Source organism: uncultured Kordia sp. (assembly GCF_947496985.1).
Classification (GTDB): Bacteria; Bacteroidota; Bacteroidia; order Flavobacteriales; family Flavobacteriaceae; genus Kordia.
Genome location: NZ_CANMEZ010000004.1, coordinates 219309 through 236106, shown reverse-complemented (window position 1 = coordinate 236106; position 16798 = coordinate 219309). Strand labels below are relative to the sequence as shown.

Here is a 16798-nt window from a genome sequence, read left to right as displayed (position 1 = left end):
ATGTTATACTGTCTTTTTTATCATGTTTGATTGAAATTCGGGTAAAATTACGTTTGCTAAACGTTCTAACGTTTTTTCAATAGAATTTGAATTAAAGCGTAAATTCAGCGCTACGTGATTTACACCAATATCTTGTAAATGCTCTAAATATCCTTGTAAGTACTTCACTCCTATTTGAAAACCAAGATGTATTGGTTGTGGTTTAAAGTCATCATTTTCATGCAAATCTATGTATAATGGTTGAAGAAATGGTTTGTCATATGTTTGCGTTTCTGCTATCAATTTACGCCATTCTGCAATTCTATATTTTTGTTGTGTAGTATCTCTTGGATAATACATCCAACCATCTGCATTTTCAGCATTCCATTTCAATGATTGCTGACTATATCCAGTGACTAACATTGGAATTTTATGTGATGTTGCTTTTGGAAGAATGTCTATGTTTCCTTCTAATTTCCCAAATGCTTTTGAATCAATTGTTGGAAACTTGTTTTGAGCATTTCGGATATATTGAAAACCTTCTCTGAAGAGTTCGCTACGATTGTCATACTTAATGTTCATTGCAGGGTATTCTTCATAACGATCACCAGAAGCAATTCCAAGAATTAATCTTCCACCCGATAATTGATCTACTGTAGCTGCTGATTTTGCAACATGAACAGGATGATGTAACGGCAAAGCTATGCTTGCGATTCCAAGTGCAATTTCATTTGTTTTCGCTGCTAAATATCCTAAATAAGTGAACGGATCATAAGTTTGTCCTGCATCGCCAAATGATGGTACATGAAACGGTACATCACGAAGCCAAAGTGCTTTAAAACCCATTTTTTCAATCAGTTGCACACGTTCCACATGGTTTTCCATGCTAGGAATGGAACTTTGTGCATAGTTTTCAATCGGAACTACCAACCCTACACTTAGCTGATTTTGTTTAAAAACGTTATTGTATCCTTTATTTATTGACTCAAAACCTTTCATATTCCGATCATTATTAAAACTCTTCTAAAACTATTTTTCCTTTCGATTTACCAGATTCTAGAAGTGCATGTGCTTTTCTAAGGTTTTCAGCATTTATTTTTCCAAAATGTTGCCCTACAGTCGTTTTGATAGTTTGTGAATCTATCAGATTTGAAACTTCATTTAAAATATCATGCTGTTTTGTAATGTCTTCTGTTTGAAACATTGAACGTGTAAACATAAATTCAATATGTGTCGAAACAGCTTTCATTTTGAATGGCATAATGTCAAAACCGCCTTTTGGATCATCAATGAATCCAAATTTTCCTTGTGGTTTTATTATTTTTACAATTTCATCTTTATGTTGTCCTGTAGCATTTAAACTTACAATATAATCTGGTTGTGATAAGTCATGTTTTTCGAATTCTTCACTTAGTTTGTTTCTATGATTAATCACATGATCTGCACCAAGTTGCTTCAACCAATCTGTAGTTTCTTCGCGAGAAGCTGTACCAATAATCTTCAGTTTTGTCAATTGCTTCAATAGTTGCGTCATAATTGAGCCTACACCACCAGCTGCTCCAATCACTAAAATACTTTTGTTAGGATTGTCTTTCTCAACTTGCATTCTATCAAAAAGTAATTCCCAAGCCGTTAAGGATGTCAGTGGCAACGCCGCTGCATCACCAAATGATAAGTTTTTTGGTTTTCTTCCTACAATGCGTTCATCAACTAGTTGAAATTCTGCATTACTTCCAGATCGTGTTAAATCGCCAGCATAATACACTTCATCTCCTACCTTAAATAAACTCGTTTCTGCTCCTACTTCTTTGACAATTCCAGCTGCATCCCAACCAATTACTTTCCAATCGTCATTTTCTGGCGCTACATTTTCTCTAATTTTATAATCTACAGGATTGACTGAAACTGCTTTTACTTCTACTAATATGTCTTTTCCTGTAGCTGTTGGAATTTCTAATTCTATGTTTTGTAACGATTTTTCGTTTTCTATCGCTAGTGATTCTTTGTATCCTATTGCTTTCATTTTTCTAATTTCTAGTTTATTATTCTACGATTTTAATTGCGTCATTCGTTCGAATATACAGTAATACTCCTTCATTTTCTTCTATAAAAAGATCATGAATTGCTCGGTTTGAAGCCGTGAAATAGCTTCCCACATCTAACATTTTTACTTCATCTGTAGTTGGCATTACATATTTTAAATTTCCTTTGATAACAATTGCATGAAATATATTTCCAGTACTTGTGATTTTACCATCAAAATTCTTTGGTAACTTTACAAATATTCCTTGTAAGCCATCATTTTTCTTACTTTCCCAGAGAAAACTAATCGTAGCCTTACTGTCTTCTATCCAATTAGTTTTATCTTTTGTTAACCAAACAATATTTGAAGCGTCAATATTTACTGGATATTCTTTGCTTTCAAAAGCCTCATCTGTCGGTTTTACTAAATACGGTCCATAATCAATTTCTACATAGGCAATGTTTTCTTCTCCTTTAGCAGATGTGATATGCGATTGTCCTTTGGGTTGGCTCCAAAAACTCCCTGGTTGCATCCACATATTTGGTGCATTTTCATCATCATTATGAATCATTCCTTTAATCACAACAGCTCTATACGTAACATTATGAATGTGTGGTGGTGATGAAAATCCATCTACAAATTTTGCTAAAAAACCTGTTGCAACTGTTCCTTTTCTATCTCCCCAAATTGTTCCTGCTTTCGGACTTTGATCGCCTCTGGCTGGATTTAGTTTTTCCCAAACAATTTCAGAACTCAATACAACTCTATTTGTTGGATTTTCTATAGTTTCAATAGTATATTTTATTTCATTCTTAGGATTTTTACACGAAAGTATTAATCCAAAGAATAAGCATATATAGATTCCGATTACCTTCATAATAATTTATCCAATTATTGACATTTCATTTAATTCAAAAGATGCGACAGCGCCATCAGTTACTTTCAGATATTCTGCTAAATGATCATTTTGCATATGTTGTTGCCATAGTTCACGATTTTCCCAGTTCTCATAAAACACGAATAGGTTTTCATTTTCATTATCTTGATGTAAATCATAATTGATACATCCTTTTTCAGCTCTTGTTACAGCGATTAATTTTAATAATTCTTCTTTTATAAATGCTGATTTCCCATTTTTTGCTACAATTTTAGCAAGAATTGTTAGTTGACTCATATTTGATTTTTTTTGATTTTTTAATTTGTTGGTACAAATTTAGTTCGGTAATATTAGTATAGCATGTATTTAAAAAGGGGATTTAGGTATAAATAAAGGTTTTTTGGAATAAGAATACATTTTATCTAGTGTTTTTATATAGTTTTGCTTTAAAATAATGTCAAAATGCAAATATTAGAGACTTATAAACCTTTTGAAATACAAGAAGTTGAATTATCTGAATGGAAACAACGTCCTGTGAAAAATAATTTTTTTGAGTTAGTCTTAATCAAACAAGGATCTGGAACACAGTGTATTAATTATAATGAATACGACTATACTGAAGGAAGTATGTTTTTATTACCTCCTTTAAAATGTCACTCTTTCAATATTTCAACACCATCAAAGTTTGTATTTTTAAAGTTTACTGATTCCTTTTTTAAGCATACAAATAGAACTGCAATTGATTTGGATGCTTGGTATAAAGAAGCTTCTTATGTTTTATCAAACTACAATCAATTACCAGGAGATATTATTAAGGGTGATATTGATCGACAACATTTAGAAAGGCTGATTTCGATGATTTTAGCAGAGTCAAAAAATTATGGAGAAGCATCTATTACGCTAATTAAAAGCTTAATGACAAGCATCTTAGAGATTTTAATTCGTAATATTAAGAAGAGTAGTTTTTATGAGGTTTCTAAAGTTGCTACTGATGATAGAATTCACAAAATGCTTACGTATATCAATGAGAATATTGACAAACCAACTCATTTGAAAGTAGACCATTTGGCAGATGTTTTTTCAATGTCATCCACTTATGTGAGTGAGTATTTTAAGAAGCAAATTCATATGCCGTTGCGTGAATATATAATTAAAGCTAAGTTGAAATTAGTGGAAATTCGCTTACTGAATTCAGATTTTACGATTACTGAAATTGCGGACGATTTAGGCTTTACAGACGCAAGCCATTTATCTAAAACTTTTAAACGCTACGTTGGTTCTTCTATTAGAGATTTTAAGAATAAAGGTGAATATGTATTATTGAAACGCGGAACTTGTTGTTGATATTTTAAGTTCTCTATTAAATGTATTTCAATGAAAAAAGTTTAGAATATTGCAATTAGCACTATTCTAAACTCTTTATATATATTATATGATATCTTTTACTTTATCAAGGTAACTTTTACTGCATTGAGTCCTTTTTTCCCTTGTTCAAGTTCAAAAGTAACTTTGTCATTTTCTGTAATTTGATCAATAATTCCGCTAACATGCGTGAAGTATTTCTCGTTGTTTTCAGCATCTATAATGAAACCAAAACCTTTTGAGGAGTCAAAGAAAGAAACTTTTCCTTTACGAACTGGATCTACTTCTTCTTTATCGCTTTCTAATGTTTTTGGGATGCTTACTTCAATAGATTCAATTTCTATTTCTACTTTTTGTGAAGGATCTGGAGGCGTATCAGTTAAATTTCCATTGTGGTCTACATATGCAAACTGAATTCCTTTTTTACCACTTTCTTTTGCTTCGGCTTTTCGCGCAGCCATTTTTTTACGCTTCTCTTCTCTCTTCTTTAATCTCTTTTTTTCTTTTTCAGATTTGTTAAATGTTTGTTGCGATTTTGCCATTCTACTCTTTAAATTGTTTTTTTTAAGGTTATAATTATCCTATAAAGATAAACTATGTTTGTTATATAATGAAATAGAATTGTTGAATTCTATGTTTTTAGGTATAAATTTGAGTTTTTGGTCAATAAAAAAGCCTATCATTTACCTGATAGACTTTTATTAAAGATAGAAATATATGTTTAGATAACTTTTACGTTTACTGCATTTAATCCTTTTCTTCCTTCTTGTAGGTCAAATTCAACCTCGTCACCTTCACGTACTTCATCAATTAATCCTGAAATGTGTACAAAATGTTCTTTGTTTGATCCTTCTTCTGTGATGAATCCAAAACCTTTAGCGTCGTTGAAGAATTTTACTGTTCCTTTACTCATTGTAATATAATTTATTTTATTTGTAATATTTACAGTGCAAAGGTGATGCCATTTATTTGATTTATAACAAATTAATTGATATTTCTTTGTTTTTTTTAAAAAATACCTTGTAATTACCTATCAATACTAGCCTTTGGATAGTCTGTAAATCCCTTTTTACCAACAGTATAGAAGGTTTCTGTATCCCAATCAGCCAATTTTATTCCGTGTTGAAAGCGTTCTACCAAATCAGGATTTGAAATGTATGGCTTTCCAAAAGCTACCAAATCTGCTTCATTAGCTTCCAAAACTTTATTTCCTTTGTCAAAAGTGAAACCTGTATTGATCATTAATGTTCCTTTATATAATGGTCTAAAATGTTTTGCAATTTCTGTCACAGCATGTGGAACTTCTGAAACATCTGAAAACGGTTCTGATAAATGTACATACGCCAAATCGTAATCATTTAGCTTTTTGATAATATATTCAAAAATAGGAATTGTTTCTTTATCAATAGTAATTCCTGCCATTGCCGAATGTAGAGATGGATTAAAACGTACACCTATTTTCTGTTCAGGCATGGTTTGTTTCATCGCGTCAAGCGTATCAAAGAAAAATCGAGCTCTATTTTCAATACTTCCACCATAGTTGTCAGTTCTTTCATTTGAACATTTTGTAAAAAATTGATGAAACAAATATCCATTAGACGAATGCACTTCTACTCCATCAAAACCAGCTTCTAATGCATTTTTACCCGCGTTTACAAAGTCTTGAATCGTTCTATCAATATCTTCTTGTGCCATTGCACGTGGTGTAACTGTATCTTTAAAACCTTCTGGCGTGAACGATTTACGATTCGGATTTATGGCTGACGGTGCTAAAGGTAATTTTCCATTATGAAAATCTGGATGCGAAATTCGCCCAACATGCCATAATTGAATAAATATTTTTCCTCCTTTATCATGCACCCGTTTTGTTACTTTTTTCCAACCTTCAACTTGTGCTTTTGAGTAAATTCCTGGTGTATGAATATAGCCAACTGCTTCTTTGGAAACTTGCGCACCCTCTGTTATGATTAATCCTGCGGAAGCTCTTTGTTCATAATACAAACCTTGTAAATCATCTGTAGGGACATTTCCTTCATTATTTGCTCTACTTCGTGTCATTGGAGCTACAATTACACGGTTTTTGAGTTGTAAATTTTCAGAGATGTAGGGTTGCAATAATGGTTTCTTAGTCATCTATTTTATTTTTTATAAAAATACTGTATACAGTTTATAATTGAGTTATCATAGATCAACTTCTAAGATTAAAAACTAGCGTTAACAGGTGTATCAATTTTTAAAACAGATTCTTGATCGAACTTTTTCTTGTAATTACCTATGACAAAAGCTATTGCAATACTATCTTGCTTTGTTCCTTTATTTAAGTAGATAATTAGTTTCGAATTTTCAGAAACAGTTTCTCCTTTTGGATTGGTCCAAAAACCTTTAGAATTTATTTCTGTATAACCAGAAAACTTTTTACTTATAATATCTGCTTTAAAACCTTTCCATTCTTCCTCAGTAACTACTCCATCCTTTTTTAATAAACCAAAATATAGTTCCGTTTTTATATAGTTTGAAGTAAATTTAGTAGTACTGCACGAAAAAAAAGTAACCGAAATTATAATGAAAATACACATTCTTATGGTAGTAGACATATTGTATATATTTAGATTAATTATTTGCTAAAGTTACTAATAATTATAAGCTATCGTTGCCTTTCTTTTTGAGTTTTCTACTCACTAACGCTATAATTTCTTACTTTTAACATATAAACGTATTATTAACTAACCATTTACCATGAAGCCACTTTTTATAAAAAATGCACCTACAGATTTAAAAATTATTGATAGAGATAATTCTTTATATCATTATGCACGTGTTATTTCTAACACACGTTTTGGTCACATGCCAATTTATATAGCATATTGCAAAAATGCGGATCATGTTTCGTACTGCATTAATCATTGTAGAGATCATAAAATTCCTTTTAGAATTCGCTCTGGCGGACATCAGCATGAAGGAATGTGTTCTGGAAAAAATGTAATTATTATAGATGTATCTGAAATTAATAAAATTACTTACGAAAGTGATACGGTCGCTTGGATTCCTGCTGGAAAGCAATTAGGACAAGTATATGACGAATTAGCTAAAAAAGGAAAAACTGTTCCTGGTGGCGGTTGCCAATCAGTTAATGTTGGTGGACTCACGCAAGGTGGCGGTTGGGGCGTTTCGGTTCGTAAATACGGTTTAACTTGTGATTCTGTTACTGATATAGAAATTGTATTGGCTTCTGGAAAAAGTGTGATCGCAAATGCTGACAACAAATATTCAGATTTGTTTAAAGCGTTAAAAGGCGGCGGCGGTGGAAATTTTGGAGTAGTTATTCGTTTCAGATTTAAATTAGTTTCAATTCTTCCAGTTATTACCAATTTTACAATACGATGGGAAAAACCAGATGAAATTAAAGGAGTTATTACAAAATGGGCAGAATTACATGCTAAAGAAAATGGGATTGACGAAGCACTTTCCGCAACCTGTACGATGTTGATTGCAAAATCAGAAAATGAAAAAAAACATGAAGTTCATGGACGTATGGCTGGAAAATTTTATGGTTCAGAAAAGAAATTAAGAGGATTATTAGAAACGTACTTTAAAGGATTTATTCCAACAGATGATAAAGCGATTCGTTTTACACAAATACCTGAAGATTATGCAGATACAACAGCTAGAAAAAACGCTACATTTTCAGTTAAAAAACAAACTAAAGCGTCAACAGCAACGCTTTCCTATGCTACAAGTCAACGGTTATTAATTGATTTTATAAACCCAACTGGAAGTATACAGTTTTCTAATAATGAGCAAGGTACATGCAAAAAACTAGATTTAACAGTATTACCTGATAAAGGTCCAAGTTCTACGTGTGATCGACCACATCCACATAAAGTATCATCAAGTTTTCCAAAAGATAATGTGAATCATAGAGAATTAGCGGAAGCAATTTATACGTATTTAGACAAATCTTGTTATCATGCAGATGTCAATATGTATATGAGTTTTCATTGTATGGGTGGTGCAGTTACTAGAAGTACAGGAAACAGTTTTGGTTATTCTCAAAAGCCATATATGTTACAAATACAGGCTTGGTGGGACGATGTTTCGAATGCTTTTACAAATGAAGGAAGAAACACAGTATATCTAAAATGGGTAAAAGATTTCAGAGAATCAATTGCCATACATACGGAAGGTTCTTTCATCAATTTCGTTGATAAAACTTTAGTCCCAGATATTGAAAAAGATGAGAACCGATTGAAATTATTGAAAATCTATTACAATGATAAATTAAAAGACCTGCGCACAACGAAAAAGAAATACGATCCTGAACAGTTGTTTCATTTTGAAATGAGCATTTTGCCTGAATAAAATTATAGAAACTGTCATTTATTAAAATTTGAATGATGGTTTTTATTTTTATAGAATTTCCTCATAATTGTTCTATGACAACGCCAACAATTGCTGGATCAACTGTTTTTGAATGTAATGTTATTTGATTGCTATTCTCAAGATCTTCAGGTTGCATATTTAGTACAGTATCAATTCCAAAACATTGAAATGCTGCTGCTGTATTAATGCTATTCATATTTATTTTTTTATTCGATTTAAATGTAAATACAGGGTTATCAGCAATATAAAAGGAAGCTACTCTTGATGTTAATAGTTTTATGCCTTTTGGCATATAGGGTGCTCCTAATTTTAAAATGCTACTGCTAAACCAACTTCCAGGTCTAATAAATATAAGTCCCCATGCATCTGCATATACTTCTACTGTTTCAAATTGCGAAATAAATTCAGACGATTTAGTTGCATCATCATCAAGCATAAATATACTAGATAAATTATCTTCTTTGTGCAATTTCACTTTTATCGTACCTGAATTATGAATGGTTCCTGCAGCTACTTTTTGTTTCCAACTATACACAGATTCTGAGAATATCCAATCGGGTTTCCACTCTAAATTTCCATTCATAAGTACTTTTGTCCATCCATCATCATATGCTTCCGGAGGCGTATTTTTTGCAATTAACTTTTCTAATTCTGCTTTAAGCGGAAAATCTTTATTTGCTTTTAATATATTTAAAAAAGTACGAAAAGCTTCAGATATACTAGTCCCAGAACTAATAAATAATACTTCAGATTTTGACGAAAGTGGTGCCGTGTCACTGAGTTGAAATTGATGATATGAAATTTGACCTATCGGATTTACTTTCCAATCCCAAATAATAGCAGGAGAACACAATTGTGAAATATTTGTAGGTATATATGTTGTTGTTTCAGCATTTAATAAATCAATACTATTTTTTGGAACTACTTTTTCAGCTATGCCTTCAAGATACTCTGATATTGTAAGATTCATAATTTTTTATTTAAATAAACTCACCCAAATGATCTACATTCAGGTGAGTTTTGGATTTATACTTAGTATATTATGGCTTTTCTACTCCTGGAAAACCTACAGTAACTCCAATAATTACTGGATCATCAGAAGTTGATCCTCCTGTAACAGTCGTTCTATTTCCTGTAGTTTGAATTTCCTGATTGTATGATCCACCAGATCCTCCAAAGCTAAATGGCCCAATACGGAATCCGCCACCAGCATTAATTTTTTGCTCATATTCTTTATATGTAGAAGATTTCATCGATATACTAAATGATGGCTTATACGCAACTACAAGCCCTGTAACGATAGTAGAACAAAGCCCATCTTTACCAAATAATGGATGACTTCCACCTGTAGCAGTATAAGGAGATAATATGCTATATCCTTGTCCTTTATTACCATTAATAGCTATTTGTTTTAAAAATCCGCCATCATACCATTCTCCGGGAGTAATATTTACAACTGTTGCAGATTTTAAGTTAATTGTAGCTGTGACACTTTTATCAGATTTTGAAATGTTTGTACGTTCCCAACCTCCGTTAGCGTATACTCCCCAAAATGGGTTTCCATATCCGACATTTCCTCCAGCCCACGTTTTTTCAATTGAACTATCAGATTTGTCTGCTTTTAATACAATTCTTTTTTCACCAATTGTACCATCTGTTAGTTGTTGTCTCCATTCTCTACTTGTTGTAGCGATATTAAATATAGGTTGCCATTCTAAATTACCCGCACTATTTTGCACAACTGTCCATCCACGAGGTGCATTTCCATCACTTGGCTTCGTTGTAGGCAATTTAGTGATATCTAATGCTTCTTTTAGAGTTGTTGGCATTTGCGCTTCATTAAGAGCTTCCATCTGATCAAAAACACTATTTGCTGCTTTTTGCAATCCATCGGCTTCTTTTACGTATACATCACCAGGTCCAGCAAGCCAAGTTTGTATGTCTGGATATTTTGCAGCAAAAACAGCACCACCATTTTGTTTGGCTGTATTGTAAGCTGTATTTGCATTTGTCCAAGTAATTGTGATTTCATTTTGCAACTCTGTCGCTTGGTTTGATAAATCTTGAAGTTGTTTTTGAGCTTCTGGAGATTCATTAAAACCTACATGTGCAAAAATTTGTCTATAATTTTTAAAGGAAGTAGATGCGCCTACACCTCCAAATACACCAATTGGACTATACGCTGGTGCTGCGCTCATAAATTGATATGCTTCTCGCGATAATTGACCTATTGGAGCCACTGGCCAGTTAAACGATACTGCTTCTCCTAACATTTGGAAATATTGTGTGCCTTCTCCTAATACGTTTCTTACGATTTCACTATAGGATTGGCTAAATAAATTTTGATTGTCCATTGTATTAAATTTTATTCCTACTCATATGGCTTTTCGGATAACGCCTCTATACATTACCTTATAGAAAGGTTCGTTTTTTTAAGTGAGTTCTGCTCCACCTTCGTATTCATTAAATAATAAAAAAGGATTAGTTGATTTGTTTTAATACTTCTTGGATTAATGAATATTGATGAAATAAAGTTTTTGCTAGCTGTCTTATTTCTTGCAATAAATCGCTTTGTAAAACTCCAAAAAAACTACTACACAAGTCAAAAGGAAAACGAGGCATTTTTGAAAAGAGGATTTTCCTATATTTTTAAAGAAATACCCTATATTTAAGTTTTTGACTTGTTTTTATGTTTAGTGCTACTCTATATTTGAGTAATTAGTATTAACTATAAAATCTATATTATGTCAACACAAGTACAAACAAAAAACAAGCTTCAAAGTGGAAAAGAAATCACACTTAGTGAAGCTAACAAATTCATTAATGAATTTAATATATTGAAAGATTGCGTCGAAGTTATTCCGAAAAATGGACAAGAAGAAAGGCTAAAAGAAATTAAGGAATTTATTTCATCAACAAATGATTATAACGCATTTGTATTTAGTAAAGATTTGATTAAACGTTTTTTTGATGCAAATAAAGGGAAAGATGAGGCTAATTATTTGGTCGTTGTATTAGGAGCTTATTTTCAAGATGCAACAAACGGCAAAGATGATATAGATTCAAAAAAAGGAGCTTTTACAGTACTTACAACAGGATGTATTAAAGAAAAAGATAGTTATAAAGTTATAGATATTCATAACCCAGTAAATCAGTATGCTCCAAAAATGTGTATTTCTAAATTAACAGTGAACATAGATGAAAATTCATTCAATATAATTCGATAAATATTTTAAATATCCAACACTTTTTAAATTACATATCAATTTTAAGTCCTTGGTTACCTACAATTTTAGGCTTACTATTCTTTAAAAGTCTATTAAAGAAGACAAAATGGATTGTATTTATTGTTTTTATTGCAAGCATTACCCAAACTATACGCTTGTATTTAGGAAGAACTCCAGATATGAACATATTTTATAATATAAATGTTTCACTGGAGTTTCTATTTTTAGTCTTCTTTTTTAAAGGTCGTTTTCATAATAAGAATTTGAACAAATTATATATTTATTCAATTTTTGTAGCTATTACCGTTGGAATCTATTCTTATATACAATTTGATTTTAAAACTAAGTTTTTCACAGAATGGCTTACCACGAATAATTTAATGTATACCATGTGGATTCTTTTGCTTGTATATGATTATTATGAAAGAGATTTACATGATTTTAAGCACGAAAAATCATTACTATATTATTTAATTGGTTTATTTCTATATACAAGTTGTACTGGACTTATTTTTCCGTTGTGGGAATATCTTATGACAAATAGAGATCCTTATTTTATAAGCCCTTGGATTATTCATGATCTTTTTAATATTGCCATGTATATCCTTATTGCGTACGGACTTATTGTAGAATTTAAAACGTCAAAAAAAACCAATGCATAGCGAAATTCAGTCAGATATTGTATTATTTGTAATTATAGGTTCGTTATTAGTGTTCCTTTTAGTTACTTTTTTTATTGCGTTTTTAGTGTTATATCGAAAGAAACGAAGACAACATAGACAAGAGCAAGAAAAACTAGCAACCGAATTTGCTGCAGCATTATTACAATCACAATTAGAGATTAAAGAACAAACTCTTCAAACGATAGGGCGCGAATTACACGATAATATAGGTCATACAGCAAGTATTATAAAGATTTATTTAAACACTATAAATTATGATAATGAAGCCGATAGCAAAGATAAAATCGCCGAATCAAAACTATTATTAAAAGAATTGATCAAAGATATAAAGCAATTGTCGTTAGATTTAAATAGTGACAGAGTGATTCAAATTGGTCTTTGCAATGCACTGTCTATAGATGTAGATAGATTGAATAAAATAAACTCCTTTCATACAAAACTCTCTATTATTGGCGATGAATTTATCTTACCCAAAACAACAATTACCATTTTGTATCGCATGATTCAAGAAACCATCAATAACATTATTAAACATAGTAAAGCGTCAGAAGTAGTTATTAAGCTAACGTTTTTAGAAAATTTACTTACCTTAGTAATTCAAGACAATGGCATTGGTTTTAGTATTGCAAAAGAAAATGATGGTCATGGAAATGGATTAATCAATTTAAAAAACAGAGCCAATGTTATTAATGCTGATTTTCATATAGAAAGTCAACAAAATCAAGGAACTACTATTACGATACAAATACGAAACTAATTCATGAATGCTAACACAATTGTCAAAATAGGGCTCGTTGATGACCACAACTTATTCAGAAAAGGTTTAGTAAGTCTTATTAATATGTTAGCTATTGAGTGTTCAATATTATTTGAAGCTTCAAATGGTCATGAATTACAAACTATTATTGATAAAGATAATTTACCCGACATTATACTTTTAGATGTCAATATGCCCGGAATGGACGGTTTTGAAACTGTTATATGGCTGCATAAAGCATACCCAAGTATTAAAGTTTTAGTTATTAGTATGGTTGGTAAAGAAAATACAATTGTACGAATGCTTAAACTTGGTGTAAAAGGGTATTTGAGCAAAGATGTTGAGCCTGACGAATTACAAGAAGCCATTGTTTCCATTATGGACAAAGGCTTTTATTACACCGACTTTATTACTGGGAAATTAGTACACTCGTTTCAAAATGGTGTTGACGAATTCGAAGGTACACTTAGATTTCATGAATTAAAAGAGCGTGAACGCGAATTTATAAAGTATGCTTGTAGCGAAATGACTTATTATGAAATTGCAGGAAAAATGTTTGTCAGCCCAAAAACCATTGACGGCTATCGAAATGCCATTTTTGAAAAACTACAAATTAAAAACCGTGTTGGTTTGGTGATGCTTGCCATAAAAGAAGGTTGGATTAAATTATAAATAACTTATTCTTTCCAACCCCAAGGTGCGCTTGGTGCTTTTATTGGCTTTTCTAAATCCATCACTACTTTAAATACACGATCGGTTCCTAAACGTCTTAAATTATAGGTAAAAGTTGAAGCGTTAATAGTAATCCACCAAACATTTGTTGCAGCTCCCGGAATCATTTCTTGTGTTTTTGCATCAGCAGGAAACACTTGAATATTCTCTTTTCCTGTACTTGTAGTTGTTCCGCCATAAAAATTGATTTTATCTTCAGAACCATCTTTATGCCTATGGTCATGTTTTAGTGTTATACGATCATTTTTATAGGTTAGAATCCACGTTCGTGATTTATCATCTCCCACAAAAAAAGGAATCTTAATTTCATTTTCAGTACACTTACGAACGTGCATTGTTAATGTTTTACCACCAAAATCTTTGTCATCTTTTGGTAATTCTAATTTTCCTTCGTAAGCTTTTCCACAATGTGATTTTAACGTATTCCAGAATTTTTGAGCAGGTGTTATATCTTGCGCAAGCGCACTAAATGAGATAAGACAAGCAATTATTATTAACTTTAATTTGATGGTCATAAAAAGTAATTAAGGTTTAAAGATAGGTATTTCAATAAAACTATCTGTAAACCATTTTATTTCCAAAGGTTGGCTTGCATCTTTTATGGTTTCTACACTTACATCTTTTCCCGTTCCGTAATTTAATTGAGAAAATTGATTGCTATTTACATCTAAAATTACGAGTAATCGACTTCCCTTTTGTAGTTTTTTGCTAATCAATCGTGTGTTTGAAAACGGAAAAGTGAATAATTCATTTGACGTTAGTAAATTCCGGGTTTTTTCATCTTTCGCATAACTTGCACGACCTATAAAACCTGATAAGTGTAAGTAGGTTCCATTTGGTAACATTTCAAATAGTGTAACTCCAACGTCAACATCTTTTTTATTAATACTAAATATTAACTCACCTTTAAATGAACCACTTATATGTGTTTCTTCTTCAAAAGGTTTTGATACAAACTTAAACCCATTTGTCGGATTTAGAGAGTTTTCAATGATTGGATGAGGATATGAATTGTTATTATTACTTGTGTTTCTATCGTTAAAATCAATTATTTGGGTTAATGATTTTAATTCTTTTTGTTGACTAGCTGATAATTGTAAATGCTCTTTAAATTTTGAATCCGTTATGAATAGTTTTAAATTTTCATGAGACATCGCATCAATAGAACTTGTTGATTTCCAAGTATTGGTTCCCATGACCTGGTAATTGACTTTATCTTTTAAAACACTAGGTTTATCACCGTTTTTCAATATATAATCAAACCATTCATAAGTTATTTTTAAAGGATCAATTAAACCGTTTTCATCTAATTGATAGCCGCGTAAATTTTTACGACCGCCTTTTTGCGATCCAAAATGATCATATGCTCCAATAATTAGATAGTTTTCAGCATTTGCATTGTATTTATAATGTTGTCGATGAAAGTATAAGTTGGAGTTTTGGGAATCATTATAATAACCATCAAACGTTAAAACTGGAATATCAATTTTTGCAAATTCTTCTTTATATGGAATCATACTTTGCCAATATTCATCATAGTCTGGATGAGATATCCAATGTTGAAAAAAAGCATTTGGTGTTCCATCAATACTATCCATTTTTTTATAAGCACTTCCACTATTCCACCAACTAGATTGCATGTTTCTAAAACGTTGTCGATCGTTTCCAGCAATGGTATCCATGGTTTTGTTATTCCCTACAAGAAATGCCCATTCGTAGTTAGGATTAATAAACACATTATTTTCCATTGGCAAACCATTTCCAGGTCTATTGGCTGCAGCTGGAACAATTGTTTTTAATGCAGGATGCAACTTTTTCGTAGCTGCCCATTGTGTATAACCATTGTAACTTCCACCATACATTCCTATTTTTCCATTGCACCATTTTTGTTTGCTAATCCAATCAATTACAGCATAGGTATCCGTAGCTTCATGTTCGTATGGAACAATTTCATTTGGACTTTTATATTTTCCCCTTGTATATGTAATTATACCAATATAACCTTTATCTACAGCATGTTTTAGTGTATTTACATCACGATCTCTTACATAAATTGTGTGTTGCAAAATAACAGGTTTGGGGTTTGAATATTCTTTGTTTCTAACGATTATTCCTGAAATAAAAATGTCTTTTTCGGTTTCTATCAAGATATCATCAATGATATAGTTTCCGTCTATTTTTGTGGATTTTATTTCTTTTTTTTCTTCTTTAGAAGAACTACAACTTATAAAAATAAGGAACAGACATAAGAAGAGTTTTTTCATGATTGATATTGTTTTATTGAAAGACGTTGGTTTTGAATGAATGTGACAGATTTGATTTCGTTATATTGAATTCCAGATATCTAAATACATTTTCCAATCATTTCCTACTCGTTTCCAAACAATAACATATTTTCCTTTCCATGAACTTTCTTCACCGTTAGCTCGTACTGTTGTTCCTTCATAATACCCGTAATCATACGCAGTATTTTTTACAATAGTAATTTCACTTGGCGTGATTTTATGATTGATTGTTTTTACACCTTCTGGCAAAGTCCAATACGTTAAAATGTCTTTAACTCCAACAATAATATTGCCTCGTTGTGGAAATATTTTCGCATCATTTGTATATGAAGCGCCAATCATTTCGTAATTAGAACTATTTACATAGCTTGAAAATTTCTTAGCATTTTGTAAAATTTGATCAATATCTTTTTGATTCCCTGAATAGGTTTGTCCAATTCCAAATTGTATGGAGAATGTGACTAATAGTAGTGTAATGACTGTTTTCATAGTT

The 16798-nt window shown here is 31.5% G+C and carries 19 protein-coding genes; 6 read left to right on the top strand and 13 right to left on the bottom strand.

Annotated elements, in window-relative coordinates; translation table 11 throughout:
- Window positions 1–3: 3 nt before the first annotated feature.
- From Q0828_RS12315 to Q0828_RS12300, 4 genes are read right to left on the bottom strand one after another with little or no spacing between them, the layout of a single operon-like run.
- Complete coding sequence (locus tag Q0828_RS12315; RefSeq protein WP_298421067.1) at window positions 4–978, bottom strand: LLM class oxidoreductase; 975 nt, start codon at window positions 976–978, stop codon at window positions 4–6.
- A gap of 13 nt (window positions 979–991) precedes the next feature.
- Window positions 992–2002 (bottom strand): zinc-binding alcohol dehydrogenase family protein, encoded by a 1011-nt coding sequence (locus Q0828_RS12310; RefSeq protein ID WP_298421064.1) that lies wholly within the window; start codon window positions 2000–2002, stop codon window positions 992–994.
- 19 nt (window positions 2003–2021) lie between these two features.
- Window positions 2022–2879 carry a DUF4437 domain-containing protein gene (locus Q0828_RS12305; RefSeq protein ID WP_298421062.1) on the bottom strand — a complete coding sequence of 286 codons (858 nt, stop codon included), beginning with the start codon at window positions 2877–2879 and terminating at the stop codon, window positions 2022–2024.
- Between the two features lie 6 nt (window positions 2880–2885).
- Window positions 2886–3176, bottom strand: coding sequence for a putative quinol monooxygenase (locus Q0828_RS12300; RefSeq protein ID WP_298421059.1), 291 nt, complete (start codon window positions 3174–3176; stop codon window positions 2886–2888).
- Window positions 3177–3341: 165 nt separating this feature from the next.
- On the opposite strand from Q0828_RS12300, the gene Q0828_RS12295 reads away from it, so the two are divergent.
- Window positions 3342–4223 carry an AraC family transcriptional regulator gene (locus Q0828_RS12295; RefSeq protein ID WP_298421056.1) on the top strand — a complete coding sequence of 294 codons (882 nt, stop codon included), beginning with the start codon at window positions 3342–3344 and terminating at the stop codon, window positions 4221–4223.
- A gap of 98 nt (window positions 4224–4321) precedes the next feature.
- On the opposite strand, the gene Q0828_RS12290 is transcribed toward Q0828_RS12295, so the two are convergent.
- The 4 genes from Q0828_RS12290 to Q0828_RS12275 form a co-directional block, all read right to left on the bottom strand.
- Window positions 4322–4783 (bottom strand): cold-shock protein, encoded by a 462-nt coding sequence (locus Q0828_RS12290; protein WP_298421053.1) that lies wholly within the window; start codon window positions 4781–4783, stop codon window positions 4322–4324.
- Between the two features lie 179 nt (window positions 4784–4962).
- The gene (locus Q0828_RS12285) at window positions 4963–5154 is read right to left on the bottom strand and encodes a cold shock domain-containing protein (RefSeq protein WP_298421050.1); all 192 of its coding nucleotides are present in this window, start codon (window positions 5152–5154) and stop codon (window positions 4963–4965) included.
- Between the two features lie 113 nt (window positions 5155–5267).
- The gene (locus Q0828_RS12280) at window positions 5268–6374 is read right to left on the bottom strand and encodes an alkene reductase (RefSeq protein ID WP_298421047.1); all 1107 of its coding nucleotides are present in this window, start codon (window positions 6372–6374) and stop codon (window positions 5268–5270) included.
- Window positions 6375–6442: 68 nt separating this feature from the next.
- Window positions 6443–6835 (bottom strand): DUF3574 domain-containing protein, encoded by a 393-nt coding sequence (locus tag Q0828_RS12275; RefSeq protein WP_298421043.1) that lies wholly within the window; start codon window positions 6833–6835, stop codon window positions 6443–6445.
- Between the two features lie 142 nt (window positions 6836–6977).
- Here Q0828_RS12275 and Q0828_RS12270 point away from each other — a divergent pair, with 142 nt between their 5' ends.
- Entirely contained in the window at window positions 6978–8600 is a 1623-nt protein-coding gene (locus Q0828_RS12270) for an FAD-dependent oxidoreductase (protein ID WP_298421041.1), read from the top strand.
- Between the two features lie 61 nt (window positions 8601–8661).
- Here Q0828_RS12270 and Q0828_RS12265 read toward each other — a convergent pair whose 3' ends face one another.
- Together Q0828_RS12265 and Q0828_RS12260 are read right to left on the bottom strand one after the other, a co-directional pair.
- On the bottom strand, window positions 8662–9591 hold the full coding sequence (locus Q0828_RS12265) for a hypothetical protein (RefSeq protein ID WP_298421038.1): 930 nt from the start codon (window positions 9589–9591) through the stop codon (window positions 8662–8664).
- Window positions 9592–9661: 70 nt separating this feature from the next.
- A complete protein-coding gene (locus tag Q0828_RS12260; protein ID WP_298421035.1) occupies window positions 9662–10975 on the bottom strand; it encodes a hypothetical protein in 1314 nt (437 codons plus the stop codon).
- 390 nt (window positions 10976–11365) lie between these two features.
- Between Q0828_RS12260 and Q0828_RS12255 the strand changes: the two genes are divergently transcribed.
- The 4 genes from Q0828_RS12255 (at window position 11366) to Q0828_RS12240 (ending at window position 13960) form a co-directional block, all read left to right on the top strand.
- Complete coding sequence (locus tag Q0828_RS12255) at window positions 11366–11848, top strand: hypothetical protein (protein WP_298421032.1); 483 nt, start codon at window positions 11366–11368, stop codon at window positions 11846–11848.
- Window positions 11849–12027: 179 nt separating this feature from the next.
- Complete coding sequence (locus Q0828_RS12250; RefSeq protein ID WP_298421029.1) at window positions 12028–12510, top strand: hypothetical protein; 483 nt, start codon at window positions 12028–12030, stop codon at window positions 12508–12510.
- Window positions 12503–13288 (top strand): ATP-binding protein, encoded by a 786-nt coding sequence (locus tag Q0828_RS12245; RefSeq protein WP_298421026.1) that lies wholly within the window; start codon window positions 12503–12505, stop codon window positions 13286–13288. The genes Q0828_RS12250 and Q0828_RS12245 overlap by 8 nt, the downstream gene beginning before the upstream one ends.
- A 3-nt stretch (window positions 13289–13291) precedes the next feature.
- Window positions 13292–13960, top strand: coding sequence for a response regulator transcription factor (locus Q0828_RS12240; protein ID WP_298421024.1), 669 nt, complete (start codon window positions 13292–13294; stop codon window positions 13958–13960).
- A 5-nt stretch (window positions 13961–13965) separates the two neighbouring features.
- On the opposite strand, the gene Q0828_RS12235 is transcribed toward Q0828_RS12240, so the two are convergent.
- From Q0828_RS12235 to Q0828_RS12225, 3 genes are read right to left on the bottom strand one after another with little or no spacing between them, the layout of a single operon-like run.
- Entirely contained in the window at window positions 13966–14535 is a 570-nt protein-coding gene (locus Q0828_RS12235; protein WP_298421021.1) for a hypothetical protein, read from the bottom strand.
- 9 nt (window positions 14536–14544) lie between these two features.
- Window positions 14545–16284: a CocE/NonD family hydrolase gene (locus tag Q0828_RS12230; RefSeq protein ID WP_298421018.1), complete on the bottom strand. Its 1740-nt coding sequence runs from the start codon at window positions 16282–16284 to the stop codon at window positions 14545–14547.
- 60 nt (window positions 16285–16344) lie between these two features.
- A complete protein-coding gene (locus Q0828_RS12225; RefSeq protein ID WP_298421014.1) occupies window positions 16345–16794 on the bottom strand; it encodes a nuclear transport factor 2 family protein in 450 nt (149 codons plus the stop codon).
- Between the last annotated feature and the right edge of the window lie 4 nt (window positions 16795–16798).

Excerpts from the sequence above, each read along its gene's own strand:
- Q0828_RS12315 (WP_298421067.1), bottom strand. The coding sequence starts at position 978 with ATGAAAGGTTTTGAGTCAATAAATAAAGGATACAATAACGTTTTTAAA.
- Q0828_RS12310 (WP_298421064.1), bottom strand. The coding sequence starts at position 2,002 with ATGAAAGCAATAGGATACAAAGAATCACTAGCGATAGAAAACGAAAAA.
- Q0828_RS12305 (WP_298421062.1), bottom strand. The coding sequence starts at position 2,879 with ATGAAGGTAATCGGAATCTATATATGCTTATTCTTTGGATTAATACTT.
- Q0828_RS12300 (WP_298421059.1), bottom strand. The coding sequence starts at position 3,176 with ATGAGTCAACTAACAATTCTTGCTAAAATTGTAGCAAAAAATGGGAAA.
- Q0828_RS12295 (WP_298421056.1), top strand. The coding sequence starts at position 3,342 with ATGCAAATATTAGAGACTTATAAACCTTTTGAAATACAAGAAGTTGAA.
- Q0828_RS12290 (WP_298421053.1), bottom strand. The coding sequence starts at position 4,783 with ATGGCAAAATCGCAACAAACATTTAACAAATCTGAAAAAGAAAAAAAG.
- Q0828_RS12285 (WP_298421050.1), bottom strand. The coding sequence starts at position 5,154 with ATGAGTAAAGGAACAGTAAAATTCTTCAACGACGCTAAAGGTTTTGGA.
- Q0828_RS12280 (WP_298421047.1), bottom strand. The coding sequence starts at position 6,374 with ATGACTAAGAAACCATTATTGCAACCCTACATCTCTGAAAATTTACAA.
- Q0828_RS12275 (WP_298421043.1), bottom strand. The coding sequence starts at position 6,835 with ATGTCTACTACCATAAGAATGTGTATTTTCATTATAATTTCGGTTACT.
- Q0828_RS12270 (WP_298421041.1), top strand. The coding sequence starts at position 6,978 with ATGAAGCCACTTTTTATAAAAAATGCACCTACAGATTTAAAAATTATT.
- Q0828_RS12265 (WP_298421038.1), bottom strand. The coding sequence starts at position 9,591 with ATGAATCTTACAATATCAGAGTATCTTGAAGGCATAGCTGAAAAAGTA.
- Q0828_RS12260 (WP_298421035.1), bottom strand. The coding sequence starts at position 10,975 with ATGGACAATCAAAATTTATTTAGCCAATCCTATAGTGAAATCGTAAGA.
- Q0828_RS12255 (WP_298421032.1), top strand. The coding sequence starts at position 11,366 with ATGTCAACACAAGTACAAACAAAAAACAAGCTTCAAAGTGGAAAAGAA.
- Q0828_RS12250 (WP_298421029.1), top strand. The coding sequence starts at position 12,028 with ATGAACATATTTTATAATATAAATGTTTCACTGGAGTTTCTATTTTTA.
- Q0828_RS12245 (WP_298421026.1), top strand. The coding sequence starts at position 12,503 with ATGCATAGCGAAATTCAGTCAGATATTGTATTATTTGTAATTATAGGT.
- Q0828_RS12240 (WP_298421024.1), top strand. The coding sequence starts at position 13,292 with ATGAATGCTAACACAATTGTCAAAATAGGGCTCGTTGATGACCACAAC.
- Q0828_RS12235 (WP_298421021.1), bottom strand. The coding sequence starts at position 14,535 with ATGACCATCAAATTAAAGTTAATAATAATTGCTTGTCTTATCTCATTT.
- Q0828_RS12230 (WP_298421018.1), bottom strand. The coding sequence starts at position 16,284 with ATGAAAAAACTCTTCTTATGTCTGTTCCTTATTTTTATAAGTTGTAGT.
- Q0828_RS12225 (WP_298421014.1), bottom strand. The coding sequence starts at position 16,794 with ATGAAAACAGTCATTACACTACTATTAGTCACATTCTCCATACAATTT.